The 26,246-nt window shown below is 69.1% G+C and carries 22 protein-coding genes and 1 pseudogene; 13 read left to right on the top strand and 10 right to left on the bottom strand.

Features of this window, described 5'->3' with window-relative positions:
- Positions 1–74: 74 nt before the first annotated feature.
- From ACIRON_RS25765 to ACIRON_RS25740, 6 genes are all read left to right on the top strand, one after another.
- Positions 75–584, top strand: a complete 510-nt coding sequence (locus ACIRON_RS25765; RefSeq protein ID WP_402996813.1) for a SigE family RNA polymerase sigma factor — start codon at positions 75–77, stop codon at positions 582–584.
- On the top strand, positions 581–2,101 hold the full coding sequence (locus tag ACIRON_RS25760) for a hypothetical protein (protein WP_402996811.1): 1,521 nt from the start codon (positions 581–583) through the stop codon (positions 2,099–2,101). Before ACIRON_RS25765 ends, ACIRON_RS25760 begins: the two co-directional genes overlap by 4 nt.
- Positions 2,102–2,196: 95 nt before the next feature.
- Positions 2,197–2,697, top strand: coding sequence for a SigE family RNA polymerase sigma factor (locus ACIRON_RS25755; protein ID WP_402996809.1), 501 nt, complete (start codon positions 2,197–2,199; stop codon positions 2,695–2,697).
- A gap of 1 nt (position 2,698) precedes the next feature.
- Positions 2,699–4,198, top strand: coding sequence for a hypothetical protein (locus tag ACIRON_RS25750; RefSeq protein ID WP_402996807.1), 1,500 nt, complete (start codon positions 2,699–2,701; stop codon positions 4,196–4,198).
- A 195-nt stretch (positions 4,199–4,393) separates the two neighbouring features.
- Positions 4,394–4,729 (top strand): hypothetical protein, encoded by a 336-nt coding sequence (locus ACIRON_RS25745; RefSeq protein ID WP_402996806.1) that lies wholly within the window; start codon positions 4,394–4,396, stop codon positions 4,727–4,729.
- An 895-nt stretch (positions 4,730–5,624) separates the two neighbouring features.
- Positions 5,625–5,804, top strand: coding sequence for a hypothetical protein (locus ACIRON_RS25740; RefSeq protein WP_402996804.1), 180 nt, complete (start codon positions 5,625–5,627; stop codon positions 5,802–5,804).
- Positions 5,805–5,835: 31 nt separating this feature from the next.
- Here ACIRON_RS25740 and ACIRON_RS25735 read toward each other — a convergent pair.
- Positions 5,836–6,312: pseudogene (locus ACIRON_RS25735) on the bottom strand (succinate--CoA ligase subunit alpha); the annotation flags it as partial.
- A gap of 234 nt (positions 6,313–6,546) precedes the next feature.
- On the opposite strand from ACIRON_RS25735, the gene ACIRON_RS25730 reads away from it, so the two are divergent.
- A complete protein-coding gene (locus ACIRON_RS25730; RefSeq protein ID WP_402996800.1) occupies positions 6,547–7,923 on the top strand; it encodes a dicarboxylate/amino acid:cation symporter in 1,377 nt (458 codons plus the stop codon).
- Between the two features lie 20 nt (positions 7,924–7,943).
- On the opposite strand, the gene ACIRON_RS25725 is transcribed toward ACIRON_RS25730, so the two are convergent.
- Entirely contained in the window at positions 7,944–8,540 is a 597-nt protein-coding gene (locus tag ACIRON_RS25725; protein ID WP_402996798.1) for an NADPH-dependent FMN reductase, read from the bottom strand.
- 102 nt (positions 8,541–8,642) lie between these two features.
- Here ACIRON_RS25725 and ACIRON_RS25720 point away from each other — a divergent pair, with 102 nt between their 5' ends.
- Positions 8,643–9,479 (top strand): helix-turn-helix domain-containing protein, encoded by an 837-nt coding sequence (locus tag ACIRON_RS25720; RefSeq protein WP_402996796.1) that lies wholly within the window; start codon positions 8,643–8,645, stop codon positions 9,477–9,479.
- Between the two features lie 2 nt (positions 9,480–9,481).
- On the opposite strand, the gene ACIRON_RS25715 is transcribed toward ACIRON_RS25720, so the two are convergent.
- The 3 genes from ACIRON_RS25715 to sucC form a co-directional block, all read right to left on the bottom strand.
- On the bottom strand, positions 9,482–10,159 hold the full coding sequence (locus ACIRON_RS25715; protein ID WP_402996794.1) for a LysM peptidoglycan-binding domain-containing protein: 678 nt from the start codon (positions 10,157–10,159) through the stop codon (positions 9,482–9,484).
- Between the two features lie 243 nt (positions 10,160–10,402).
- A complete protein-coding gene (sucD, locus tag ACIRON_RS25710; RefSeq protein WP_402996792.1) occupies positions 10,403–11,299 on the bottom strand; it encodes a succinate--CoA ligase subunit alpha in 897 nt (298 codons plus the stop codon).
- Positions 11,300–11,317: 18 nt separating this feature from the next.
- Complete coding sequence (sucC, locus tag ACIRON_RS25705) at positions 11,318–12,484, bottom strand: ADP-forming succinate--CoA ligase subunit beta (protein ID WP_402996790.1); 1,167 nt, start codon at positions 12,482–12,484, stop codon at positions 11,318–11,320.
- A gap of 511 nt (positions 12,485–12,995) precedes the next feature.
- Here sucC and ACIRON_RS25700 point away from each other — a divergent pair.
- Entirely contained in the window at positions 12,996–14,981 is a 1,986-nt protein-coding gene (locus ACIRON_RS25700) for a peptidoglycan DD-metalloendopeptidase family protein (protein WP_402996788.1), read from the top strand.
- A 156-nt stretch (positions 14,982–15,137) separates the two neighbouring features.
- Here ACIRON_RS25700 and pcrA read toward each other — a convergent pair whose 3' ends face one another.
- Positions 15,138–17,597, bottom strand: coding sequence for a DNA helicase PcrA (gene pcrA, locus ACIRON_RS25695; protein WP_402996786.1), 2,460 nt, complete (start codon positions 17,595–17,597; stop codon positions 15,138–15,140).
- Between the two features lie 53 nt (positions 17,598–17,650).
- Entirely contained in the window at positions 17,651–18,013 is a 363-nt protein-coding gene (locus ACIRON_RS25690; RefSeq protein WP_402996784.1) for a hypothetical protein, read from the bottom strand.
- A 172-nt stretch (positions 18,014–18,185) separates the two neighbouring features.
- Between ACIRON_RS25690 and ACIRON_RS25685 the strand changes: the two genes are divergently transcribed.
- Complete coding sequence (locus ACIRON_RS25685; RefSeq protein ID WP_402996782.1) at positions 18,186–20,456, top strand: SulP family inorganic anion transporter; 2,271 nt, start codon at positions 18,186–18,188, stop codon at positions 20,454–20,456.
- 12 nt (positions 20,457–20,468) lie between these two features.
- Here the strand turns inward: ACIRON_RS25685 and ACIRON_RS25680 are convergent, their stop codons facing one another.
- Positions 20,469–21,116 carry a LuxR C-terminal-related transcriptional regulator gene (locus ACIRON_RS25680; RefSeq protein ID WP_402996780.1) on the bottom strand — a complete coding sequence of 216 codons (648 nt, stop codon included), beginning with the start codon at positions 21,114–21,116 and terminating at the stop codon, positions 20,469–20,471.
- 18 nt (positions 21,117–21,134) lie between these two features.
- The gene (locus ACIRON_RS25675; protein ID WP_402996778.1) at positions 21,135–22,433 is read right to left on the bottom strand and encodes a PspC domain-containing protein; all 1,299 of its coding nucleotides are present in this window, start codon (positions 22,431–22,433) and stop codon (positions 21,135–21,137) included.
- 124 nt (positions 22,434–22,557) lie between these two features.
- Between ACIRON_RS25675 and ACIRON_RS25670 the strand changes: the two genes are divergently transcribed.
- Together ACIRON_RS25670 and ACIRON_RS25665 are read left to right on the top strand one after the other, a co-directional pair.
- Complete coding sequence (locus ACIRON_RS25670) at positions 22,558–23,856, top strand: PspC domain-containing protein (protein WP_402996776.1); 1,299 nt, start codon at positions 22,558–22,560, stop codon at positions 23,854–23,856.
- A complete protein-coding gene (locus ACIRON_RS25665) occupies positions 23,853–24,107 on the top strand; it encodes a hypothetical protein (protein WP_091052912.1) in 255 nt (84 codons plus the stop codon). Before ACIRON_RS25670 ends, ACIRON_RS25665 begins: the two co-directional genes overlap by 4 nt.
- A 10-nt stretch (positions 24,108–24,117) precedes the next feature.
- Here ACIRON_RS25665 and ACIRON_RS25660 read toward each other — a convergent pair whose 3' ends face one another.
- Complete coding sequence (locus tag ACIRON_RS25660) at positions 24,118–25,320, bottom strand: FAD-dependent monooxygenase (RefSeq protein WP_402996773.1); 1,203 nt, start codon at positions 25,318–25,320, stop codon at positions 24,118–24,120.
- Between the two features lie 95 nt (positions 25,321–25,415).
- Between ACIRON_RS25660 and ACIRON_RS25655 the strand changes: the two genes are divergently transcribed.
- Positions 25,416–26,066 carry a TetR/AcrR family transcriptional regulator gene (locus tag ACIRON_RS25655; RefSeq protein WP_402996771.1) on the top strand — a complete coding sequence of 217 codons (651 nt, stop codon included), beginning with the start codon at positions 25,416–25,418 and terminating at the stop codon, positions 26,064–26,066.
- Positions 26,067–26,246 lie beyond the last annotated feature (180 nt).

Here is a 26,246-nt window from a genome sequence, read left to right as displayed (position 1 = left end):
GCCGCTCAGGCATCTGAACCTCTGAGGCTGGCGCAGGGCCAGATCAGGGTCCGGCCGGTCCGGGGAGGCAAACGATGGACGAGGACGAGTTCGACGTGTTCTACAACGCGTCCTACCGCCGCGTGTGCGCCCAGGTGTACGCCATGATCGGCGACTCCGACGAGGCCGCCGAGTGCGTCCAGGAGGCCTTCGCCCGCGCCTGGGCGCACCGACGGAAGATGTCCTCGGTCGACTACCCCGAAGCCTGGGTCCGCACCACCGCCTACCGCCTCGCGGTGGGCCGCTGGCGCAGGAAGAAGTACGCAGGCCGCGTCACCGACAGGGCCGTCGGCGTCCGCACGGAGATGCCCGCCGTCGACGAGACCCATGTCGCTCTCGTCGACGCACTGAAGAAGCTCCCCGAGGTCCAGCGCCAAGCCATCGTCCTGCACCACATCGCCGACCTGCCCGTCCACCAGGTGGCCGCGGAGGTCGGCGTGCCGACCGGAACCATCAAGGCCCGCCTCTCCCGCGGGCGCACCGCGCTGGCAGCTCTGCTGGCCGACGAAGCGCCCGGCACCGCACTGGAAGGAGGCGTGCGATGAGTGACCCGATCTCCCGCCTGGACCAGTTCCGCGCGACTACCCCTGGAGCACCGATGAAGTCCGCAGCCGAGGTACGCCGACGGGGTGACCAGATCCGCCGCCGCCAGCGCACCCTCGTCGCCGCCGGAGCCGCGGCCCTGGCCGCGGTCGTCGCCGGACCGATCATCTTCCTCTCCGCCGGGTTCGGCGACAGGGCCATCGATCCTGCGCCGGCGCCCAGCGAGACTCCGAGCACGGTCGCCCCCAGTCCGTCGACCTCGGCCTCCGCGCCGGCCTCGGACCTCACCCGCGCCGCCCTTCCGATCGCGGCAGACCTGGTCGCGGACGATCCGTTCCCGGCCTGGGTCGAGGAGCGGAGCTATGACGGTGAGGGACAGGGCGATCACAACGAGTGCCTCACCGCGTCTCTTGCCGACGCAGATGCGGTGGCGACCGTGCGCCGTGACTTCGTCCCCCAGCCCGGAGACGAGCTGTCGGCCTCGGCCGGGACGCTGAAGGCCGTCGTCGCCGAGTTCGAATCGCCCGAGGCGGCCGAGAAGGCGCGCGGCGATCTTTCGGAGGCGGCGGCCGCGTGTCCCGGCGTGGCCGACGCGGAGACCGCCGGCTCGCTCCCTGTCGAGGGCGGCGTCATCTCCGGTGGCGACATCGAGGTGGTGGCGTACCAGCCTGACGACCCTGACATGAATGCGGTCTGGGAGGTCGCGACGGCAGTCGTCTCCGCCGAGGACCGGGTCCTGGTGATGACGCGGAAGCGTGGCGTACAGAGCTACGTCTCCCCGACCGACCTGCAGACCTCGGCTATCAACGCCGCCCACCGGATGGTCGGTGCGAAGAGTCCGGTCGAACCGTCCTCGAACCCGCCGGCCTCGGCGCCGGCGAGCAGCACGCCTCCAGAGCCGAGCCTGTCGGCACGCAACCTGCTCACCGGGGAGGACGCGATCTACCCCAACGGAGGGGCGCTGGACTGGGTGGAGAGCTCCGAGTCGACGACCACCGGCGAGACCGTGCCCGCGGCCAACGCCTGCTGGCAGGGCTCCATGAAGGCTCGCGGAGCGATCGCCACCATGCAGCGGAACTTCCTCCTGGAGACCTCCGAAGGCGGCGACTCCGACTCCGACGTCTATCTCAACGAGACGATCGCCGAGTTCCCGTCCAACGAGGAGGCCCAGGCGGCGTACGAGGACGTGCTCACCTGGTTCGACGGCTGCAGCCCCGAAGGGTCGGACAGCTTCAAGCCCGACCCGTTCGGCGACGTGCCGATGTCGGCGCCGGCCGAGGGCGTGACCGGGCTTGCCATCTACGGCCCGATCACGGCCGCCCCGGGGACGCAGTACGACCCCGCGGACCATGAGGGCGACGGGTGGTTCCTGGAGATGGGAGTGGTCCTCAGCGGCACCCGGATCGCCGTCCTGAGCCAGCTGGTCAGCGGGCAGGACTACAACTGGCCCGCAGAGGACGGCGGCACACCGGTGCAACAGATGCTCCCCGCCGCGGCCGATCGGATCTCCGCCAAGTGAGCGCGCATGCAACCGAAGTTGACGTTCGCACGTATCAACCCGCGACACTGACGCTCCTGCAAGGGTCGGGGAAAGCCAGCCGGGGAGGCAAGACGATGGACGAGGACGAGTTCGACGCGCTGTACAACGCGTCCTACCGCCGCTTGTGTGCTCAGCTGTACGCCATGATCGGCGACTTCGACGAGGCCGCGGAGTGCGTCCAGGAGGCGTTCGCCCGCGCGTGGGCGCACCGTCGGAAGATGTCCTCGGTCGACTACCCCGAAGCCTGGGTCCGCACCACCGCCTGCCGTCTCGCGGTGGGCCGCTGGCGCCGGAAGAAGTACGCCTCGCGGGCCGCGGACCGAGCTGTCGGCGCTCGCACGGAGATGCCGGCGGTCGACGAGTCCCACGTGGCTCTCGTCGCGGCGCTGAAGAAGCTCCCCGAGGCTCAGCGTCAGGCGATCGTCCTGCACCACATCGCCGATCTGCCCGTCCACCAGGTGGCCGCCGAGGTCGGCGCCCCGACCGGCACGGTCAAAGCCCGACTGGCTCGAGGACGAGCCGCGCTCGCGGAGCTGCTCGCCGAGGACCCCGGCGCCGTCTGGAAGGAGGCCTGAGATGAGTGACCCGATCTCGCGGCTGGACCAGTTCCGCGCCGACGCCCCCGGAGCGCCGATGAGCTCCGCAGCCGAGGCACGGAGCCGAGGCGACCAGATCCGGCGCCGCCGTCGTGCCGTCGTGACCGCGGGTACGGCGGCCGTGGCCGCCGTCGTCGCCGGACCGATCATCTTCCTCTCGGCCGGACTCGGCGACAAGGGCATCGACCCCGCACCGGCACCGAGCGACAGCGCCGCCGCGCCCAGCGCGTCGGCATCCGCCTCGGCGTCGGATCTCGGCCGGGCCAACCTGCCGACCGAGGACGACCTCGTCGCCGACGACCCCTATCCGGCGTGGACCCAGGAGCAGACCTACGACGGCGAGGGCACCGACGCCTACAACGACTGCCTCACCAACACTCTGGGTGGCTCCGGCGCGACGACGACGTTCCGCCGCGACTTCGTCGCGAAGCCCGGGGAGGAGATGGCCGACGCGGCAGGCACACTGAACGCCGTCGTCGCCCAGTTCGACTCGGCCGCCGAGGCCGAGAAGGTGAGTGTCAACCTCTCCGACGCCGCTATCTCCTGCTCCGGCGTGGACGGAGCGGAGCTGGCCGGCACCCTCCCAATCGAGAGCCGCGTCATCTCGAGCGGCCGCATCGACGTGGTGACGTACCAGCCTGAGGACCCGGACATGAACGCGGTCTGGGAGACCGCGACGGCCGTCGTCGCCGCAGAGGACCGGGTGCTGGTGATGACCCGGAAGCGCGGCGTCCAGAACTATGTACCGCCGACTGATCTGCAGACCTCCGCCGTCAACGCCGCCTACCGGATGGTCGGCGCCGCACCTTCGGGCGAGCCGTCCGCCGACCCGACGGAGACGGGATCGCCCGCGGACAGTCTCAGCCCCGCCAACCTGGTCGATGGCAGCACCCTCCCCCCGCTCGACCGCTTCGAGAGCCCTCTCGGCTGGAACCAGTACACGCCCACTCCCGACGTGCCGACGCTTGCCTGCCAGAAGGAGTGGCTCTCCTCGCTCGGCGCCACGGCGAAGGTTGCCTCCGACTACCGCTGGGACACCGACCGCGCCATGGTCGGCCAGGTGCACGTCGCGGTGCTGGACTTCCCCGACGAGAACGCCGCCGGTGCTGGGTACAACGAGATCATGGAGTGGATGGAGGTCTGCCCGGCCAACAAGCTCGGGGTCGACCCGACCGTCACCTCGCTGCCCACCGATGTCAGCGACGACCTCGACGCCGGGCCGAAGCGCGCGGCCCGATCACAGGCGACGTACCCGGGCCTGGACGGCGGCGACAGCATATGGTTCGAGACCGAGCTGGTCGCGGAGTACGGGACCCGGCTCGTCCTGGTTAGCTACGCCGAGCTCGCCGGCCCTTGCCCGCCGAGCACCGGCGACAAGGATGACCCGTGCTACCAGCCCGACCAGCCCGACTCGTGGCCTGGCCGGATCCTCGCGATCGAGAAAGCGGCGGTCACTGCCGGGGTCAAAGGTCTTTGGTGACACCAACCCGACCTATCGACAGGCGAGACCGCTAGTGTCGGTAACAAAAATCTTGATTAGCATCCCCCACCTTCACGAACCGCTACGCTCACACGCCCAAGGACCACGTAATTGAAGGCCTGTAACAGAATCGAGCACAGCAGAATGAGTAGAATTGTCGCAAGAGCATCACTTATGATCGCAGCCTTGAGCACAATGCTTGCCATCGCATCACCCGCTCACGCGGCTGATCTGACGCTGACCTGGAGTAACCCCGCCTCAGGATGGCAATACCAGGGCGGCTGGGACGACTCAGCAGACAATCTCTGTGCCCGCACGCAAGGAAACCGGGCGCGTGTCAAGATGATCCCGACCAACGGATCTGGGTCAACTTATTCGGCGACCACTACCAGCGGCGGGGGCGGCAACTGGGGAAGTTGGGCGTGCACCGGAAACCTCTCCATCCCGGAGGACAAGCAGTACCGCATGGAGCTATACGTCTGGACCAGCGACGCCTATCGCCTAGCGAAGTCGGGTAACTTCTACAGTTGATCTCGACTCTGGTGGTTCGGCCCTGAAAGATCACCGGGCCGACCGACTCTCCGCCCGCTGAACCACTCGATTCGGGCGACGGTGAACGAATTGCGTCCCGGCAACCGCAGGCCGCCGGGACGCAATTCTCATCTGGGGCAGGCCCCACCCCGGGTAGGACGCGGTAGCTCGAGCGGAGCGTAGGGCCTCAGCCCATCGTGTGAGTTGCTCGAGCGTAGAGGACCGAGTCCGGGTCTCTGGGCAGCCGTCTCGTCGAGGCGCTCCCAGTAGCGGATGAATGCAACGCGGCTATGAAAGCATCAGGCCGCCGCGATAACTGATCAACACTCTCGCTATCGCGCCGTCGACATGGCTTCTCAACTGTAGAGGCTGTCGCTTGCAACCGTCTCCCAGCCGTCGTTATACCACTGGAGGTACAACACATAGGGCTGATCCTCCGGAATGGACAAGTTGCCGGTGCATGTCGCCGACGGCCCGTTCTTGGTCGAGACGCTGAAGTTTGGGGAGCTACCGTTCTGGCGAACCAAGCGCGCCCGGATCGTAGACCCGGAAGATGTCGACCAGTTCTTTCGCACGCATAGGTTGTCGGTCGAATCGGCATAGGTTGCGATCCACCTGTAGTCGGCTGGAGTGTTGAGCGGATGGTGCGAGGCGTATCCGTCACTGGCCAAGGCCGGTGGCGGCATCGCAATTGCTGCGCCCGTACCTATTGCTACACCGCCTACGATTGTCTTCCATCTCATTGGACTCTCCTTTTAAGCAAGTGGCTGGTTTCGCTCAGTCGGACTATACGATCGAATCGCACTCCCGACCGCGGAATCAGTCGATTGATCCAACCTTGCGAAGCTCGCAAAGACTGTTTGGTACGAAGCACGTGTGACCACTCCGAACATGAATGATGATCACCGTTGATCCGCTGCCCGCCACCGTGAGCGCCGTGCTCGGAACCGAGAAGCAGTGGCGCGGCGACGAGGCCGCGCTCACCGCTTCCGCCGACATGGTGGAGACGTACAGCGAGCATGAACGCGCATTCGGACGAATTCCCCAGAGACGACTGACCGCCCCGCGACCATGACGGTCGCGGGGCGGTCAGGGTCTGACGTACGTCAGAGGGACTGCAGGATCTCGCGAGCGAGAGCAGCGGTCTCCGACGGGGTCTTGCCGACCTTGACGCCGGCGGCCTCGAGGGCCTCCTTCTTCGCCTGCGCGGTGCCGGCGGAGCCGGACACGATCGCACCGGCGTGACCCATGGTCTTACCCTCCGGCGCGGTGAAGCCGGCGACGTAGCCGACGACAGGCTTGGAGATGTTCTCCTTGATGTAGGCCGCGGCCCGCTCCTCGGCGTCGCCACCGATCTCACCGATCATGACGATGAGCTTGGTCTCGTCGTCCTTCTCGAACGCCTCGAGGGCGTCGATGTGGGTGGTGCCGACGATGGGGTCACCACCGATGCCGATGGCGGTGGAGAAGCCGAAGTCCTTCAGCTCGTACATCATCTGGTAGGTCAGCGTCCCCGACTTGGAGACGAGACCGACCGGGCCCTTGCCCGTGATGGTGTGCGGCGTGATGCCGGCCAGCGACTCACGCCCGACTCGTGGCCCGGCCGGATCCTCGCCATCGAGAAGGTGGCGGTCACCGCCGGGATCAGCGACCTGCGCTGACGGACGCCACTTAAACACGATATGGTTGATCGTCTTTTATGACTTAGCGCGGGGAGACTCCTGTCACAACGCGCTCACGCAGGGAAGACACGTACCGGTCAGGACGTTCGGGCCCAACAGAGCCCCGACCCGCATCAACCTTGGAGAAGCCCTCTCGTGTCCACCGCCCCCGCCACCCGACGGCGCCTGCCGCTCCCGTCCTTCTCGGTCCAGATCATCCTGGGCCTCGTCCTCGGCGTCGCGCTCGGTGCGGTCGCGCGAGCGATCGGCCCCGGGGCCGGCGACGAGGCCAACTGGCTGACGACGACGCTCGCCACGATCGGCGGCTCGTTCGTCTCGTTGCTCAAGGCCGTCGTCGTACCGCTGATCTTCACCGCCATCATCGCCTCGATCGCCAACCTGCGTACGGTCAGCAACGCGGCCCGGCTCGCGGGCCAGACGCTGCTGTGGTTCGCCATCACCGCGGCCATCTCGGTCGCCATCGGCATCGGTCTGGGCCTGGTCTTCCGGCCCGGCAGCAACACCGCGGTCAGCACCGCCGACGCGGCCGAGGCCGGCGCCTCCGCCTCGTGGCTCGACTTCCTCCAGGGCCTGATCCCCGGCAACTTCCTCGGCCTCGAGGCATCGACCAGCGTCGAGCAGGTCGGCGGGAGCCCGCTCGCGGAGACCGCGCTGAGCTTCAACGTCCTCCAGGTGCTCGTGGTGGCCCTCGCGATCGGTATCGCGGCCCTCAAGACCGGCGAGAAGGCCGAGCCGTTCCTCGCCTTCAACCGCTCCTTCCTCGCGATCGTGCAGAAGGTGCTGTGGTGGATCATCCGGCTGGCGCCGATCGGCACCCTCGGCCTGATCGGCAACGCGGTCGCGTCCTACGGCTGGGACTCGCTGAGCTCGCTGGCCTGGTTCGCGGTGGCCGTCTACGTCGGCCTGGCACTGGTCCTGTTCGTCGTCTACCCGGTGCTGCTGCGGGTCAACGGCCTCAACCCGCTGGCGTACTTCCGCGGTGCCTGGCCGGCGATCCAGCTCGCCTTCGTCTCGCGCTCCTCGGTGGGCACCATGCCGGTGACCGAGCAGGTGACGGTCAAGAACCTCGGCGTCCCCCAGGAGTACGCCTCGTTCGCCGTCCCGCTGGGCTCGACCACGAAGATGGACGGCTGCGCCTCGATCTACCCGGCGATCTCGGCGATCTTCGTCGCCCAGATCTTCGGGATCGACCTGGGCATCACCGACTACCTGCTGATCGCCTTCGTCTCGGTCGTCGGCTCGGCCGCCACCGCCGGCCTCACCGGCGCCGTCGTGATGCTGACCCTCACGCTCTCGACCCTCGGCCTGCCGCTGGCCGGCGTCGGCCTGCTGCTCGCGATCGACCCGATCCTCGACATGGGTCGCACCGCGGTCAACGTCGCCGGGCAGGCGCTCGTGCCGACCATCGTGGCCAAGCGCGAGAGCATCCTCGACGTCGACCGCTACCGCTCCGCCTCCGCGGCCGGGCTGCTCGCCGACGACGAGCCCGTCAAGGAGACGGTCGCCGCCTGACGTCTATCCGGGGTGACATGTCACCCCGGGTAGGCCGCGTCCGCTCGCGCGGCGCGCAGCGCCTCGGCCCACCAGGTGAGCTGGGCGAGCATGCCCTTGGCGTAGACCACCGAGTCCGGGTCGTCTGGCCGGCCGTTCTCGTCGAGGCGCTCCCAGTAGCGCGGGAAGGCGAGGCGTGCCTGGAGCGGGTGGGCGTGCAGCTCGGTGAGCACGTTCTCCAGGTGAAGGGCGGCGTGGCGGCCGCCGCTGTCGCCACCGTAGGAGACCAGCGCGACCGGCTTGGCCTGCCACTGGGTGAAGTGCCAGTCCAGCGCCGACTTCAGCGAGGCCGGATAGCTGTGGTTGTACTCGGGCGTGACGACGACGAAGCCGTCGGCGGCCTCGAGCGCCTCGGTCAGGTCGCGCTGACCGTCGGGCCTCGGATAGTCGGCGCCGGCGGCCTTCGGCGACTCTGCGGGCAGGGACAACGGGATCTCATGGTCGGCCAGATCGATCAGCTCGACCTGGAGACCGCCGTACGCCTCGGCCTGCTCGGCCATCCAGGTGCCGAAGATCGGGCCACCGCGGCCTTCCCGGACGCTGGCGGTGATGACTGCGATACGTAGTGGTGTGCTCATGTCAGCCAGGTTCGTCCCGATCAGCAGCCGGCGGGAGACCGAGCCGAGGCTGGCCCCAGCAGGGCCACCATGACCGCCCGGCCGGACCGTAGGGTTGGTGACATGCCAGCCAACGCGGGAGCCCTCGGCTCGTTCATCCGGGACCGCCGCGACCGGACCACGCCCGAGAGCGTCGGCCTGCCGGAGGGCGTACGCCGCCGGGCGCCCGGTCTGCGGCGCTCCGAGCTGGCCACGCTGGCCGGGATCAGCGTGGAATACCTGGTGCGGATCGAGCAGGGCCGCGACCGCCACCCCTCACCGCAGGTCCTGCGGGCCATCGGTGACGCGCTCGGCTTCGACGCCGCCGCCCACGAGCACCTGCGGACCCTGGCGATGGCCTCGAGCGGACAGTGCGTCGGGCCGTACTCATCGGGTCGTGACGTACGCCCCGGCGCCCGCGCCCTCATCGAGCAGCTCGAACCCGGGGTCGCGGTGCTCACCAACCGGCTCGGCGACCTGCTCGCCCACACTGAGACCTTCGACCTGCTCGCCCGACCCCTGGGGCTGCTCGACCACGCGGAGCCCAGCCTGACCGCATACGCCTTCCTCCACCCGCGCGCCCGCGAAGCGTTCCCCGACTGGGACCTCGTCGCCGACGACCTGGTCGCGAACCTCTACCGCGGGCCGAACGCCGGCACCTCGCGCCGGATGATCGAGGCGCTGTCACCCCAGGCGGGGCCAGAGTTCACCGACCGCCTGAACCGCCACGACCTGCCGCACGGCGGTGTGTGGCGCTGGCGGCATCCCGACGCCGGCGAGCTGCGCTTCGAGGTCGAGGAGCTCGAGCTCCCTGCCGCCGACAACCAGCAGATCCTGGTGCTGATGCCGGCCGACACGGCGACCGCCGAGTCGCTCGACGCGATGCGGCGCCGGCGCTCCGGCGCCCTGCGTGCGGTCTGAGGTCAGCTCGGCGGGATGTAGAGCTTGAAGCCCGCAGGCAGCTTGTCGGGTGCCCTGTGGCCGTTGTAGATCCGCAGCTCCTCCTCGGTGATGCGGAACTTCTTGGCGACGCTCGCGTAGGTGTCGCCGGCGACGGTCGTGTAGACCGTCTCCCCGGTGCCGGGCTCGGGTTTCGGCTTGGGCTTCGGCTTGGCGGGCTCGGCCGGGATCTCGATCGTCGTGCCGGCGAGCAGCTTGGTCGGGTCCGCGTAGCCGTTGTGCTTCATCAGCTCGTCCGCGGTGACGCCGAACTTCTTGCCGATGCTGACGAAGGTGTCACCGGCGACGACCTTGTACTTCTTCAGCTTCGGCTTGGCCTCGGGGATCTTGATCTTGCTCCCGGCCAGCAGCTTGGTGGGATCCTCGTAGCCGTTGTAGGCCATCAGCGCACCCACCTCGACGCCGAACTTCTCGGCGATGCCGGAGAAGGTGTCACCGGGCACCACCAGGTAGGTCTTCTCGGCCGGCTTCGCGGGCGGGCTCACCACCAGCTCGGCGCCTGCCCGGATCTTGGCGGGGTCGGCGATCTTGTTCCAGGTCGCGAGGTCGGTGACCGTGACGCCGTACCTCCCGGCGATCCCCGACAGCGTCTCCCCCGGCTGGACGGTGTGGGTCTTCCGGGCGGGATCCGCGTGAGCCACGCTCCGATCCACGCCGTGGGTCGACGCCGCAGCGACCGTGTTCAAACCGGCGCCCAACGACACGACCGAAGCCGAGATTCCGATGACGACCGCACCCGAGATCAAACGTGCCGTTCGCTTGGCCATGGTCGTCACATTAATCCGTACGGACGCTCAGGCGTGCGTATTCGGACCGATTCCCATCCAAGACGACGACCGCCCCGCGACCATGACGGTCGCGGGGCGGTCTGGATCTGACGTACGTCAGAGGGACTGCAGGATCTCGCGAGCGAGAGCAGCGGTCTCCGACGGGGTCTTGCCGACCTTGACGCCGGCGGCCTCGAGGGCCTCCTTCTTCGCCTGCGCGGTGCCGGCGGAGCCGGACACGATCGCACCGGCGTGACCCATGGTCTTACCCTCCGGCGCGGTGAAGCCGGCGACGTAGCCGACGACAGGCTTGGAGATGTTCTCCTTGATGTAGGCCGCGGCCCGCTCCTCGGCGTCGCCACCGATCTCACCGATCATGACGATGAGCTTGGTCTCGTCGTCCTTCTCGAACGCCTCGAGGGCGTCGATGTGGGTGGTGCCGATGATCGGGTCACCGCCGATGCCGATGGCGGTGGAGAAGCCGAAGTCCTTCAGCTCGTACATCATCTGGTAGGTCAGCGTGCCCGACTTGGAGACGAGACCGACCGGGCCCTTGCCCGTGATGGTGTGCGGGGTGATGCCGGCCAGGGACTCGCCCGGCGTGATGATGCCGGGGCAGTTCGGGCCGATCATCCGCGTGGCCTTGCCCTGCAGGTAGGACCACACCTCCGCGGTGTCCTGGACCGGGACGCCCTCGGTGATGACCACGATCAGCGGCATCTCGGCGTCGATGGCCTCGATCGCGGCAGCCTTGGTGAAGGCCGGCGGGACGAAGAGGACCGACACGTTGGCGCCGGTCTCCTTGATGGCCTCCTCGACGGTGCCGAAGACCGGGAGGGTGACGTCGTTGCCCTCGTGGTCCTTGTGGGTGACCGTGGTGCCGGCCTTACGGGCGTTGACGCCACCGACGATCTGGGCACCCGAGTCGAGCATCAGAGCGGTGTGCTTCGCACCCATGCCCCCGGTGATGCCCTGGACGATGACCTTGCTGTCCTTGTTGAGGTAAATACTCATTGTTAGTTCTCCCCGGCCTCAGGCGTTGGCCAGCTCGGCGGCCTTGTCGGCGCCGCCGTCCATGGTGTCGACGATGGTGACCAGCGGGTGGTTGGCCTCACTGAGGATCTGGCGACCCAGGTCCACGTTGTTGCCGTCCAGACGCACGACGAGCGGCTTGGTGGCCTCGTTGCCGAGGATGTCCAGCGCGCCGACGATGCCCTTGGCGACCTCGTCACACGCGGTGATGCCACCGAAGACGTTCACGAACACGGACTTGACCTGCTCGTCGTTCAGGATGACGTCGAGACCGTCGGCCATGACCTGCGCGTTGGCGCCGCCACCGATGTCGAGGAAGTTGGCGGGCTTGACGCCGCCGTGAGCCTCACCGGCGTACGCGACGACGTCGAGGGTCGACATGACCAGACCCGCGCCGTTGCCGATGATGCCGACCTGGCCGTCGAGCTTGACGTAGTTGAGGCCCTTGTCCTTGGCCTTCGCCTCGAGCGGGTCCTCCTCGTCACGGATGACGAAGTCCTCGTGGTCCTCGTGGCGGATCTCGGAGGCGTTGTCGTCCAGCGACACCTTGCCGTCCAGGGCCTCCAGCTTGTCGCCCTCCAGGCGAGCCAGCGGGTTGACCTCGACGAGCGTCGCGTCCTCCTCGGTGAACACCGTGTAGAGGCTCTGGATCATCGCGACGGCCTGCTCGAAGACCGGCTCCGGGAAGCCGCACTCGGTCGCGATCTCGCGCGCCTTGGCTTCGTCGACACCCTTGCCGGGGTCGATGCCGATCTGCTTCACGGCGTCGGGGTTGGTCTTGGCGACCTCCTCGATCTCCACACCACCCTCGACGGACGCGATGCAGAGGTACTGCCGGTTCGACCGGTCCAGCAGGAAGGAGAAGTAGTACTCCTCCACCGGCGGGGTCGCGGGCGTCACGAGGACGCGGTTGACCGGCAGGTCCTTGATCGTCAGGTCGAGGATGTTGGTGGCGTGCTCGAAAGCGTCCTCAGGCGTCTTGGCGATCTTGACACCGCCGGCCTTCCCGCGGCCACCGGCCTTGACCTGCGCCTTGATGACGGTCACGCCACCCAGCTCCTCGGCCGCGGCCTTGGCCGCCTCCGCCGAGTCGACGACAACACCGAGGGTGGTCGCCACGCCGTGCTTGGCGAAGAGTTCCTTCGCCTGGTATTCCATGAGATCCACTGATCCACCTGGTCTGTGTGTTGCGGTACGGGGCGGCGTACCGCATGGATCAGCGGTCGACGCCCTCGTCTTCAGATGTGTCCGTCAAGCACCTTAGACCCCGCCGAGCCGGAGTTACGAGCCCAGGGCACACGACGTGACGTACGCCACTGGCGGGCCGTGGGGCCGGACACACCGGACACATACCAACAAATCGGCAACCTCGGGTAACAGTCCGTAGCCCTACGCAGCGACCCCCGTGTGACCCCGTACGACGCTGCCCGCGGTCCGAGGACCGACGGGTTTCTACGGCGTATCGATGCCCAAATGGGCCGATGACACGCGTTTCGGGTGACATGAATGTTCCGCAATCGAGTTCCGAATCTGGCGGAAATACGCAGATCAGCGACTGATTCGGCCGGCGCCGAAGGTGAAATCAGCGAAACGGGCGTGCCACATTTCTTGACCGCGCCCTCCGGTCCGTTACAGTCATGGCTCGCCGTCTGACCCCGAACAGCGGAGATATGAACTGATGGGCAACCACCGAGCCGACGTCACAAGTGACAGTCCGCGTTCGGTCACCCCTTCCCCCGGAGCAACCACGAGCAGCAGCAGCTACGTCGGGAAGCGGCGCGCAGCGCCGGCGACCGACAGCCCTGCCTCCAGGCCTGCCCCGCGAGCGACCGGATCGACCTCCTACGTCGGGAAGCGGCGCGCCGCGCCGTCCCCCGCCGTCGGGACCGCGAAGCCATCCCCCGCCCCTGAGACTCCCGAAGAGCCGGTCGCCAAGGCCCGGCCCAACCGCGTGGTGCTCGAGCAGACCGGCAAGCTGCCGGTCGTCGGGTCCCCGCGCGACGACGAGGCCCTCGACGGCCGCATCTCGACGAGCGAGCTGCGTGCTCTCGTCGAGGGCGACGGCCCGTCCTTCCCGGCCTCGTTCCCGACCCCGCCGCCTCCCGCGGCGACCCCGATCGTGCCCGTGCAGCGCCGGGCGGACCAGATCGACCCGGTCCTGGCCGACCTGCTCCACTCGATGGGCATCGACCCGGACAAGGTCACCCCCGAGGTGCTCGAAGACCTCGGCGTCGGAGGCATGACGACCTCCGAGCTCACCATGTTCCTGACCCAGCCGACCAAGCCCGTGCCCGGCAAGGCGAGGTCGAGCAGGGCGGTCTCGACCAAGACGCCTCCGCGCGGTGTTCCGGCTGTTCCTGCGGCTCCCGCGCTTCCCGAGCCGGTGGCTCCCGTCGCTCCCGAGCCGACCTTCCAGGCGCCCGAGCCGACGCACACGCCGAAGCCGCTGCGGATGGCCAACACGTTCGCGCCGCTGACCGGCAAGATCCGCGCCGTGCGCGAGGCCCGCCAGATCCCGGCTCCCCCGGTGACCCCGGCCTACGAGCCGGAGATCCAGGAGCCCCGCGGGTTCCAGGAGGCGTTCGACGCGCCGCCGACGTCGTTCAAGATCGACACGACCTCGTTCCCGGCCCCGCCGGTGTCGCTGCCGCAGCAGATCGACTTCGACTCGATGGCGATCGACCTCCCGGCCGAGAACTACACCGTCGACGCGCCCTACTACGAGGAGCCGCAGGCTCACGAGGCGTACTACACCGACGACTACGCCGCCTGCTACGACCGCGACCCGCAGCAGGCCGAGACCTACTTCCGCGCCGACACCGGCAGCATCGACCTGCCGAGCATCAGCGAGATCGCGACCTACCGCCCCGAGCTGCACGACCTCCCGGCGGTCGAGACCACCGGCACGATGGTCGGCATCGGTGGCCCCACCCGTCCCCGCACCCGGCGCGCCGCCGCCGCGGCGGCCGGTGGCCGCCCGACGGTCCCGCTGACCGCCGGCGCCGCCGCTCTCGCCGCCGCCATCGGTGGCATCGCGCTGACCGGCGGTCCGACGATGGTCGCCGCCGATGACGTACGCCTCGTCGGAGCCACCGCACTCGGGGGCGACAGCGACATGGTCGTGGTCGGTGACCGCTCCGCGACCGTCACCCGCAACGACGAGCGCTCCGAGGCCGACACCGCGGCGAGCGACCGCGAGAAGGCGCTCCAGGGCGTCGACGTCCAGGCCGACAAGCAGGACAAGTTCCTCAAGTCGAACATGTGGGAGCTGCCGATCCCGGCGGGCGTCTACCGCATCACCGGCACCTTCGGCTCCTCGGGCTCCAACTGGTCCAGCACCCACACGGGTCTCGACTTCGCGGCCCCCTACGGCACGCCGATCCACGCGATCGCCCGCGGCACGGTCACCGAGACCGCCTGGGGCGGGGCGTACGGAAACCGGACGATCATCACCCTCGAGGACGGCACCGAGATCTGGTACTGCCACCAGAGCGACTACGGCGTCTCCGTCGGCCAGACGGTCTCCCCCGGCGAGGTCATCGGCTACGTCGGCTCGACCGGTAACTCCACCGGCAACCACCTCCACGTGGAGGTCCGCCCCGGTGGTGGTGACGCCGTAGACCCCGACGCCGCCCTCAACGAGCACGGCGTAGACCCGAGCTGACGCGCGCAGCGCGTCAGCTCGGCACAGAGCCGAGTCGGCGCAACTGCGCGCCTTGGAGCGAAGCGAAGCGAGCGAGGCACGCGGTTGCGCCGACTCGGCGCGTAGTCACCTACATCCCCCCGAGTCGGCCCGTCACAACGAGCCGACTCGGCGTGACTAGAGCTTCTCGACAGGCGCGTAGCGCAACAGCAGCCGTTTGACCCCGGTGTCCCCGAAGTCGATGCTCGCGACCTGCTTGTCGCCAGATCCCTCGATGGTGACGACGGTGCCGAGACCGAACGAGTCGTGGGTGACTCGGTCGCCCGGGTCGAGCGAGGGCACCTCACGGGCAGGCTTCGACTTGGCGGCGACGTCGGCACGGAGCGCGGCCGAGGAGAAGTTGCGGCGTCCAGCGGCCGTGGGCTGGCCGAGACGCTGGCCACCGCCCCAGCTGTCGTTGGCGAAGTTGGGCCGGCCCCACGAGGACATCTCCTTCTCCGTACGCCGCCAGTCGACCAGGTCGACCGGGAGCTCGTCGAGGAAGCGGCTGCCGGGGTTGTGCGAGGGCGCGCCCCACGCGGACCGGACGACCGCACGCGAGATGAAGAGCCGCTTCTCGGCGCGGGTGATGCCGACGTACGCCAGGCGGCGCTCCTCCTCGAGCTCGGTGCCGTCACCGAGGGCCCGGGAGTGCGGGAAGACGCCGTCCTCCATGCCGGTGAGGAAGACCGCGGGGAACTCCAGACCCTTGGCGGTGTGGAGGGTCATCAGGGTGACCACGCCGTCCTCGTCGTCGGGTATCTGGTCGGTGTCGGCGACGAGCGCGACCCGCTCCAGGAAGTCGGCCAGACCGGGCTGGACCGTGCCGGCGTCCACATCGGCCGGGTCGGCGCTGGGAGCCGCGACCGGGTCGTCGGAGAACTCACGGGCCACGGCGACGAGCTCGGCGAGGTTCTCCACGCGGGTCTCGTCCTGCGGGTCGTCGGACTCCTCGAGCGAGGCGAGGTAGCCCGATCGGTCGAGCACCGTCTCCAGGATGACGTCGGCCCGCTCACCGGCGGCGACCATCTGCAGCAGCTCCTCGACCATCGCGACGAAGGCCTTGATGTTGGTCAGGCTCCGGGTGGCCAGACCGGGAGCGTCCTCGGCCTTCTGCAGCGCGTCCCAGAAGGTCAGGCCGTCGCGCTCGGCGAGCGCGTTGACGCAGGCCACGGCGCGGTCGCCGATGCCCCGCTTGGGGGTGTTGAGGATCCTTCGCAGCGAGACCTGGTCGTCGGGGTTGGCCAGGGTGCGCAGATAGGCCAGGGCGTCGCGTACCTCCTTGCGCTCGTAGAAGCGCACACCGCCGACGACCTTGTAGGGCTGGCCGGTGCGGATGAACACCTCCTCGAAGACCCGCGACTGGGCGTTGGTGCGGTAGAAGACGGCGACGTCGGCGGCCTTGAGGCCTCCGTCGACGAGCTTGTCGATCTCGTCGGAGACGAACCGGGCCTCGTCACGCTCGTCGTCGGCGACGTAGCCGACGATGCGGTCGCCGTTGCCGGCGTCGCTCCACAGCGCCTTCTCCTTGCGACCCTTGTTGTGCTTGATGACCGCGTTGGCGGCGGTGAGGATCGTCTGCGTGGAGCGGTAGTTCTGCTCCAGCAGGATCGTGGTCGCGTTGGGGAAGTCCTGCTCGAAGTCGAGGATGTTGCGGATGTTGGCGCCGCGGAAGGCGTAGATCGACTGGTCGGCGTCACCGACGACCATCAGCTCGGCGGGGTCGCTGCGCGGGGCGTCGTCGGCGTAGGAGTCGGTCAGCGCGGTGTCGTCCATCCGGTCCGCGCAGAGCTCGTGGACCAGGGCGTACTGAGCGTGGTTGGTGTCCTGGTATTCGTCGACCAGCACATGCCGGAACCGGCGCCGGTAGACCTCCCGCACCTCCGGGTAGGCCCGGAAGAGCTCGACGGTCGACATGATCAGGTCGTCGAAGTCGAAGGCGTTCGCCTGCCGCAGGCGCTTCTGATACTCCTTGTAGGCCGCGACATAGGTCTGCTCGAGGTGGTTGCGCGCGTCCTTCTCGGCCGCCTCGACGTCGCGCAGCTCGTTCTTCTGGTCGCTGACCCAGTTGAGCACCTGGCCGGGCTGGTAGTGGCGCGGGTCCAGGTCGAGGTCGGTGAGCACCAGCTGCATCAGCCGCTTCTGGTCCTGGGCGTCGTAGATCGAGAAGTTGGACTTCAGTCCCACCTTGTCGATCTCCTTGCGGAGGATCCGCACGCAGGCGCTGTGGAAGGTGGAGACCCACATGATCCGGGCGCGCTTGCCGACCAGGGCCTCGACGCGCTCCTTCATCTCGGCGGCGGCCTTGTTGGTGAAGGTGATCGCCAGGATGCTGCCGGGGTGGGCACCGCGCTGAGAGATCAGCCATGCGATCCGGCGGGTCAGCACCCGGGTCTTGCCCGAGCCCGCACCGGCGACGACCAACAGGGGCGCGCCCTGGTGTTGCACGGCCGCCTTCTGAGGCTCGTTGAGCCCGTCGAGGAGCTCCTCGGTGCTCGGCCCGCGTGGTTTCGTACGCGGCTCGTCGGCCGGCTGCGCCGAGGCGAAGGCCTCGAGGCCCGGGATGGTGGCAACAGGGGTCTGGTCAGGCGTACTCATGCTGCCTCCAGCCTAGAGCGCAGCACCGACAAGACGCGGATCAGGAAGGTGGATCAGGCAGCGACGTGCGCGGAGGACCAGAAGACCGCCACGCAGACGTTGATGATCGTCAGCCCGAAGATCGTCCAGTAGAGCCCGTCGGAGATCTTGGGCTTGCGCAGCTGCGACATCACCAGGCCGAGGATGACCAGGCCGATCACGAGCTTCACGCCGACCTTGGCGTGGTCGACCGGAGCGTCGCCCATCTCGAGGACGCCGACGAGCAGCAGACCGGCGAGGAACGCGGTGCCGGAGCCGTCGCGCATGAGGCCGTTGGACACCTTGTCAGGGGTCTTGATCTGCACCAGCAGGCCGCCGAAGAGCGCGGCGAAGCCGAGCAGGTGAATGACGAGCAGGATGTGCCGCACGATCTCCATGCGCACAGACTAGATCCCCCGCCTCGGCGGCCGCCAGACGGGACCACTTCGAGGCACGTATTCGAACGATCACACGATTTTGGTCACGTTCGCCTTGGGGAATGTTCGGTTGTCTGCCTACTCTCACGGTGACCGCCACCATCGCTCTCGGCTCCGCAAGGAGGATTCTGACGTGTCATCACCTCGCCCGACCCTGCCCACCGGCGGGTCCAGACCACTCGATCGGCTCCGCCAGACCATTCGCTTCGACGTACCGGCCTCGCTGGTCGTCTTCCTCGTCGCCGTGCCGCTCTCGCTCGGCATCGCCGTCGCCTCCGGTGCTCCTGTCGCCGCGGGCCTGATCGCCGCCGTGGCGGGTGGCATCGTCGCCGGCCTCTTCGGCGGCTCACCACTACAGGTCAGCGGCCCGGCCGCAGGTCTCACCGTCGTCGTCGCAGAGACGGTCGCCGAGTTCGGCTGGGAGGCGACCTGCGCGATCACCCTGATGGCCGGCCTCCTCCAGATCGTGCTCGGCGCCAGCCGGCTAGGACGCTACGCACTGGCGATCTCGCCGACCGTCGTCAGCGCGATGCTCGCCGCGATCGGCATCTCGATCGTCCTCGGCCAGCTCAACGTCGCGCTCGGCGGCGGGTCGCAGGCGAGCGCGATCGAGAACATCAAGCACATCGTGGGCAACGCCCTGAACCCCAACATCCACGCCGTCCTGGCCGGGCTCGGCGTGATCGGCATCCTGCTCGTCTGGCCGCGGCTGCCGCAGCGGGTCCGCGCCGTGCCCGGGCAGCTCGTGGCCATCGTCGCGATCACCCTGCTCGCGGCCGTCTGGCTCCCGGGTGCCGAGCGCGTCCACCTCGGCCCTGACCTGCTCGACGAGATCGGCTCGATCGCGCTCCCGGAGGGCACGCCTCTCGCCGTGGCCGGCGCGGTGCTCACCATGGCTCTGATCGCGAGCGTCGAGAGCCTGCTCTCGGCGGTCGCCGTCGACAAGCTCCACGGTGGCCCGCGCAGCAACCTGAACCGCGAGCTGATCGGCCAGGGGCTCGCCAACACCGTCTCGGGAGGTCTCGGCGGCCTCCCCGTCACCGGCGTCATCGTGCGCAGCTCGACCAACGTCGCCGCCGGAGCCCGCACCCGTGTCTCTGCGATCCTGCACGGCGTCTGGGTGCTCCTCTTCGCCCTGGTCCTGGTCGGCCTGGTCGAGCAGATCCCGCTCGCGGCCCTGGCCGGGCTGCTGATCATGATGGGCACCGGCCTGGTCCGGCCCGCCGATATCTCCCAGGCGCGGGCCCGCGGTGAGCTGTGGATCTACGCCCTCACCATCACCGGGGTGCTCGCGCTCAACCTGATCGAGGGTGTCCTGATCGGCCTGGTCGCCGCGCTGGTCCTGGTGCTGTGGCGCCTGGTCCACGTGCGGATCGACGTACGTCCGGCCGGCCAGGCCACCGACGGCCGTGAGAAGTGGCTGGTCGAGGTGCACGGCAGCCTCTCGTTCCTGGCGACGCCGACGCTGGTGAGCAGGCTCGACGAGATCCCGGAGGGCCAGGTCGTCGAGCTCGACCTCCTGGTCGACTACCTCGACCCAGCCGGGCGCGACCAGCTCGACCACTGGCGCGCCCGCTACGAGGCCGCCGGTGGCACCGTGCTCGTGGAGCACTCCGGACCTCACGGCGTCGAGGCGCCCCGCCAGGAGCGCGCGCTCAAGGCGCCTCCGATCAGCCCTCGCGGGCTCCTGCCCTGGGGCGCCTGGCAGGACGTACGTGCCGACCGCACCGACCGGCACCATCCGCTGGCCCTCGGCGTCCGGGAGTACCACCGCCGCCACGCGGCACCGCTGCGCCCGGTCTACGAGGGGCTGGCCGACGGCCAGGAGCCGCACGCGGTCTTCCTGACCTGCGTCGACTCCCGGGTCGTGCCGAACCTGATCACCTCGAGCGGCCCGGGCGACCTGCTGACGGTGCGCACCATGGGCAACCTCGTGCCCGAGCCCGGCAGCCCGGACAGCTCGGTCGCGGCGCCGATGCTGTTCGGCGTGGACGACCTCGGCATCAACACCGTCGTCGTCTGCGGTCACTCCAGCTGTGGCGCGATGACCTCGGCGCTGGCGAGCACCCGGGCCGGGGAGGTCTCCGCGGGACCCGTCGGTGACTGGCTGCGCCACGCGGCCCCGGCGATCCAGGAGTGGCGGGCCGGACATCCGGTCGGCGCCGCCGCTGCCGCCGCCGGCCGGAGCGAGGTCGACCAGCTGTCGCAGGTCAACGTCGCGGTGATGATCGACCGTCTCGGGGAGATCCTGGAAGGCCGGGACGTACGTCTGGTGGGGCTGTTCCTGGACATCTCCGACGGGAAGCTGCAGATCCTGCGCGGGGACGGCTTCACGACGCTGACCGACGCCGAGACCGACGAGCTCGCCCACCTGATGGAGGCCCGCCCGCCGGAGCCTGCCTAGGCACGCGATCTCTTAGAGCAGGCGGCGGTCGTTGGCCCAGCGGGTGAGCTCGTGACGGCTCGACAGCTGCAGCTTGCGCAGCACGTTGGACATGTGGGTCTCGACCGTCTTGATCGAGATGAACAGCTCGCCGGCGACCTCCTTGTAGGAGTAGCCGCGAGCGATGAGGCGCATCACCTCGCGCTCTCGTTCGGTCAGACGGTCGAGATCCTCGTCGATGTCGGCGATGGCGATGGTGCCGGCGAAGGCGTCGAGCACGAAGCCGGCCAGGCGCGGCGAGAAGACCGCGTCTCCCCCGGACACCCGCTGGATCGCGGCGACCAGCTCGGCGCCGGTGATGGTCTTGGTGACGTAGCCCCGGGCACCGCCGCGGATGGTGCCGATGACGTCCTCGGCCGCGTCGGAGACCGACAGGGCGAGGTAGCGCGGCGAGCCGTCGACGGCGGGCGCCTTGCGCATCACCTCGACGCCGCCGCCACCGGGAAGGTGTACGTCGAGCAGCACCACGTCGGGCTTGCCCTCGGCGATCGTCTTGACCGCGGTGTCGACGTCCTCGGCCTCCCCGACGATCCGGATCACCGGCGACCGGCTCAGCTCGGCGCGTACGCCGGTGCGGAACATCGCGTGGTCGTCGACGATGACGACCTTGACCTCACTCATGCCCGTTCTCCTTCAAGCTCAGCCTTCTTCATGCCCAGCCTCCTTCGTGCGAGGCTGCTTCAGCCGCACTTCGGTTCCTTCTCCCGGAGACGATCTCACCACAGCCGACCCGCCGTGGCGCGACATCCGGTCGATGATGCTGTCTCGTACGCCGTGCCGATCGGCAGAGACCTCGTCCAGGACGAAGCCTTCACCCCGGTCGCGGACGAAGACCTCGTAGGCCTCGTCGGTCGCCTCGGCATAGACGTCGACGCGGCCGGTGCCTGCGTGCTTGGCGGCGTTGGTCACGGCCTCGCGGGTGGCGGCGACGATCGGGCGCACGGTCTCGTCGAAGGGACCGTCGCCGACGACCACCACGTCGACGGTCACGCCGTGGGCGTCCTCGACCTCGGCGGAGGCCGCCTTCAGCGCGGCCGCGAACGTCTCGTCGGCCTCGGCGGGGGTCGAGAAGAGCCATTCGCGCAGGTCGCGCTCCTGGGCGCGGGCCAGCTTCTGCACCATCGCGGGATCACCGGAGTTGCGCTGGATCAGGGCGAGGGTCTGGAGGACGGAGTCGTGCAGGTGGGCGGCCATGTCGGCGCGCTCCTGGCTCCGGATCCGTTCTTCCCGCTCACTGCCCAGGTCGCTCGCGAGCTGACGCACCCAGGGACCGGCGACCAGGAAGCCGGCACCGAGCACGATCAGGCCCGCGATGATCAGCGCGGTGGCGTTGCCGAGGTCGAGCTGGCCGCCGGCGAGGATCACCGCGAAGAGCATCAGCCCGACACCTACTCCGACCCGGACGTACGCCCGCCAGCCGCCCTTGCCGAAGACCATCCGCACCAGGTCGAGGCGGCCGGTGCCGTCGATCCAGCGCTCGCGCTGGGCGGCGTCGGCCTGGCGCCACAGCAGTGCGACGCCGGCGACACCGAGCATCGCCGGCCAGATCAGCGCACCGGCGCCGAGCACCGCGTCGAAGAGCACGATGGCACCGAATCCGAGCGCGAGCAGCGCGATCGCCGGGCCCTTGTCGACGCCCCCGGGGCGTGAGGAGGGCCGGCGGCCGCCGCGAGTGGCGCTCTCGCCACCCGGCGAGGACTGCTCCAGGTGGGGCGCGGCGGGGATGAAGATCCACAGGGCGGCGTAGAGCAGCACGCCGAAGCCGCTGAAGACCGCGGTCACCACGAAGAACGCACGCACGGCCAGGACCGGCAGGCCGAGGTGCTCGGCCAGGCCGGCGGCCACGCCGCCGATCACCGAGGCGTCGGTGTCTCGGTAGGCGCGGCGTACCACTGGAGGCGGTGGCGGCAGCTCCGTCGTCGCATGGGTCGTCGTCATGATGACAACCATCGTCACACCTGGCGCGGGCACATGCCATGAGGATTCACCCTGATCCTTGCTCATCGAGAACTCAGGGCCGTCCCTGATGGTCTGCGGGGTGCGAAGGAGTCAGAGTAGGGGTGTGACGATCCCGCCCGAGGCACCCCTGCCTCCCACCCCGGAGCCGCCATCGCCTGTCTCCGAGAAGCGCACCCGCCCCAGTGGCGAGCAGCTGCGCAACCTCAGTGGCCTGCGGCGTACGACCCATGCCTCTCCGGAGGGACGGCACATCGCCGGTGTCGCGGGTGGGATCGCACGCCACTTCGACGTCGACCCGCTGCTGGTGCGGGTGGTGCTGGTGGTCGCGGTGTTCTTCGGCGGCGCCGGCGGGATCGTGTACGTCGCGGCCTGGGTGCTGGTGCCCGAGGACGGTGCCGAGGACGGGATGATCCCCGTCGGGCCACCCGCCCGCAACCTCCTGCTCTGGATCGCCGGCGGGATCGCGGCGATCTCGCTGCTCGGCGACGCGTTCGGCGACACCGACGTCCCCTGGTTCTGGCTCGCGGTGCTCGGGGTGGTCGCGCTCTGGTACGCCAACCGCGGCAAGTGGGGTCGCAAGCGCGGCGGACCGCTCCCGACTCCTGCCGCGTCGGCGGCATCCACGGGCTTGGACGTTCCCGCAGCTCCGACACGTGCTCTTCCGGCGCCGTGGCCGCCCGGATCCTACGATCCCAACGCGCCCCTCGTCCGGACCGGCCGTCGGCGTTCGCCGCTGCTGTTCGGGCGCGCCATCGCGGTCGCCGCGCTGGTCGTGGGGGTCCTGGGGCTCGTCGACGTCGCCGACTGGGCGCCGGTCCCGACCAGCGCCTACCCCGCGGCGCTGCTGGCCGTCTTCGGTGGCTTCCTCGTGCTCGGCGCGTTCTGGGGCCGGGCGGGCGGACTGATCTTCCTCGGCCTGATGGCTCTGGTCGCCCTGCCGCTCACGATGATCGACCCGTCGAACTTCGAGACCGGCAGCAGCATCGAGGCCCATCCGCGGACCGTCGGCGCACTGGAGAGCTCCTACGTGGTCGACGCCGGCGCGATCGTCCTGGACATGAGCGCCATCGACCCGAAGACGCTCGAGGGCCGCGACCTGGACATCACCAGCACGTTCGGGGAGATCACCGTGATCGTCCCTGACGACGCCACCGTCTCGGTCGAGGCCACCATGGGTGCCCTGGGCGAGGCGAAGGTCTTCGACGAGACCCGCAGCGACGTCGGCGGCTTCGTCGTGACCCGTTCGCACGTGGCCGGTGAGGAAGGCAGCGAGCCCGGTCTCGCCGAGGACGCGGACCTTCGGCTGACGGCGACCGCTGAGCTCGGCGCGATCAACGTCTACGAGGAGAGCGACCCCCGAGCCGTACGCTTCGTCGACACTCCCGAGAGGAGCATCCGGTGAGCTATGACTACGCTCCCCCGCCGCGCTTCGAGGACCAGGCGGCCGCGGAGAAGCCGACCGGTCGCCACCCGGTCAACATCGGCCACCTGGTGATGGGCCTCGCCTTCCTCGTCTTCGTCGTCGTCTGGGCGCTGATCGTCAGCGGCACCGTCGTCATCCACGACATCGAGGACCTCCGCTGGCTCCTCCCGCTGCCGTGGATCGTCGGTGGTGGGGTCGGTCTGCTCGCCGCGCTCCTCAGGAAGAGCTGACCCCGACGCGTCACGGCGCGGCGACGTCGAGCGCCTTCTCCTTGAACTTGCCGGCGATCATCGACCGGAACGCACCCCTGGTGACCTTGTTGCCGCCGATCAGCGACATCGTGTTGCGCATCATCAGGTCGCGCCGGGTCTGGGGCACGAACATGGCCAACCCGTCGGTACGTCCCGAGCGCTGCTGCACCTCGATGAACGGCCGCAGGCGCTGCTCCCACTCCCGCAGCGCCCGCGCGGTGTTGCCGGGGTTACGGGCGAGCGTCGTGCCGAGCAGGTCGGCACCCGCGATGCCGGTCGAGGCACCCATCCCGGAGTAGAGCGTCAGGCACCACGCCGCGTCGCCGACCAGGACGACGCGGTCGGTGTGCCAGGTCGGCATCACGACCTGGTGGACCGAGTCGAACAGGCTGTCCTCGGCGGCCTCGAACTGATCGAAGAGATTCTCCAGGATCGGTCCGGCCTGCTCGGGGCCGAAGGCGTCCCGGAGCCGGTCGATCGGGGCACCCTGGAACTGGGCGTTCTCGTCGTCGGTCCGGTAGGAGAACATCACGGTCGGCGTGTGGTCGGCGAAGCCGAACACCCACACCGAGCGGCCCTCCTCGGCGAGGATGAGGCCGTCGGAGGGACCGAAGCCCGGCACCTGCTCCTCGAGGAGAGCCACGCCGATGATGTGGTTCAGCGGCCGCATCAGCTCCTCGTCAGGGCCGAAGACCAGGCGGCGTACGGTCGAGCGGAGGCCGTCTGCGCCCACGACGAGGTCGAAGCGTTCGGTGCTCTCGTGGCCGTCGATGGTCCGCAGGATCACCTCGACCCCGTCGGCATGCTCGTCGATGGCGGCGGGGCTGGTGCCGTACCGGATCTCGGTCGTCTCGACGGCCTGGTCGTAGAGCGCCGACTCGATGTCACCTCTCAGGATGAGACGCGGGTCGCCGGGCAGGTCGGCGTAGCCCATTCCCGGCCGGCGCTTCGTGCCGGAACGGTCGACGTTGTACGTCATCCCGTCCCGGTCCGTACGGTTCCCGATCGCGTCGAGCACACCCATGCGCTGCGCGGTCGCGCGTCCGGTCTCGAACAGTCCGACGAAGTAGCCGGCTTCCCTCCGTTCCGGGGCACGTTCCACGATCACCGGCTCCCAGCCGATCTCGCGCAGCCGCATCGCGGTCGCCAGCCCCGCGATGCCCATCCCGACGATCAACACACGTGGTGCCATGGTCATCTCTCCTCCCAAGCGGAGACGCTTTCTCCGGTTAACCTCGAGCGTAGCACTAACCGGAGATGACCCCTCCATTTTGTTAGGATGAAGCCATGAGTACGTCCCCGACCCCGCGCACCCGGCCCCTGCGCGCCGACGCCGAGCGCAACCGGCAGCGGCTCATCGCCGCCGCCCAGGAGCTCTTCGCGTCCCGAGGCATCGACGTCACGCTCGACGACGTCGCCCGCCATGCCGGCGTCGGCGTCGGCACCGTCTACCGCCGCTTCGCCAACCGCGAGGAGCTCATCGAGGCCGTGCTCATGGGGGCCGTACGCCGCCTCGCCGACCATGCCGAGCAGGCCCTGACCAACCCCGACCCCTGGGAAGGCTTCAAGGAGTTCTTCGTCGCCTCCGCCCGCGACTTCGCCGAGAACCGCGGCCTCCGCGAGCTGGTCCTCGAGCGCGACCGCGGCACCGCTGACGCGTTCGTCGACGCCCGCAACGGATTCCACCCGGCCACCACCGCCCTCATCAGCCGCGCGCAGGAGGCCGGCGAACTCCGGGACGATCTCGCGCCTGTCGACTTCCCGCTCATCCAGCTCATGCTCGGCGCGGTCACTCATCACACCCGGGACGTCGCGCCTGATCTGTGGCAGCGCTACGTCACGCTCATGCTCGATGGGCTCCGGACTCGGCGGGATGCGCCGTCTGCCTTTGGGGCTCCGGCGATCACTGAGGAGCAGTTTGATCGGGCGCTTACATAGGCGCGGCTGTTTTCGTGGTTGAGGTGGGCCGCCGACCCTTGCTTGGAGGGTGTTCTCGATCTGGGCCGGCGTCAAGGACGCCCTGCGGGCGCCGGCTTCGCCGGCCGCTTCGCGGTCCTGGACTCCGGACCAGATCGAGAAAAGATTTGGCTGGCTATCGGGGCGGCGGCCCGGGTGTGG

It is taken from the genome of Nocardioides sp. NPDC101246 (genome assembly GCF_044767415.1).
Taxonomy (GTDB): domain Bacteria; phylum Actinomycetota; class Actinomycetes; order Propionibacteriales; family Nocardioidaceae; genus Nocardioides.
Note: the sequence above shows the minus strand (reverse complement) of the source record. Positions and strands in the feature narration are given on the sequence as shown.